This is a genomic window from Treponema sp. J25, from assembly GCF_004343725.1.
Taxonomy (GTDB): domain Bacteria; phylum Spirochaetota; class Spirochaetia; order Treponematales; family Breznakiellaceae; genus J25.
In genome coordinates this window covers 1-471 of record NZ_PTQW01000001.1, presented here as the reverse complement: position 1 = coordinate 471, position 471 = coordinate 1, and the positions used below count along the sequence as shown (strand labels likewise).

General features: G+C 59.4%; 1 protein-coding gene. It reads left to right on the top strand.

Translation table 11 applies throughout. The features are described from left to right. A partial coding sequence (locus tag C5O22_RS00005) for an IS66 family transposase (protein WP_165910349.1) occupies window positions 1-471 on the top strand: 471 nt, incomplete at both ends.

Here is a 471-nt window from a genome sequence, read left to right as displayed (position 1 = left end):
GCCGCCGAGATGGTACGCCTCATCCGAAAACTCTATCAGATTGAAAAGGATCTGCGCACCCGTCTTGCTGCAGGGGCGCTTTCTCAGGACGCCTTTGTGGAGGAACGCAAGGCTGCGACCACGCCGGTCTTTGAAGAGATTCGTTCCTGGCTCAACCACTGGGAGACGAAGGTCCCGCCCCACAGTCCCCTGGGGTCTGCCATCGCCTATGCCCTGGGGCAGTATCGCCGGGCGATTCGGTATGTGGACCACTGGCTGCTTACCCCCGACAACAACCCGGTAGAGAACGCCATTCGTCCCTTTGTGATTGGCCGCAAGAACTGGCTTTTTCATGACTCCGTGCATGGGGCCAAGGCCAGTGGGCGACTGTATTCCCTCATCGAGACCGCCAAAGCCAACGGCCACGAACCCTATCGATACTTGTGTCACCTCTTCACTGAGTACGCCCGGGCCTCAGACAAAACCGCCGCC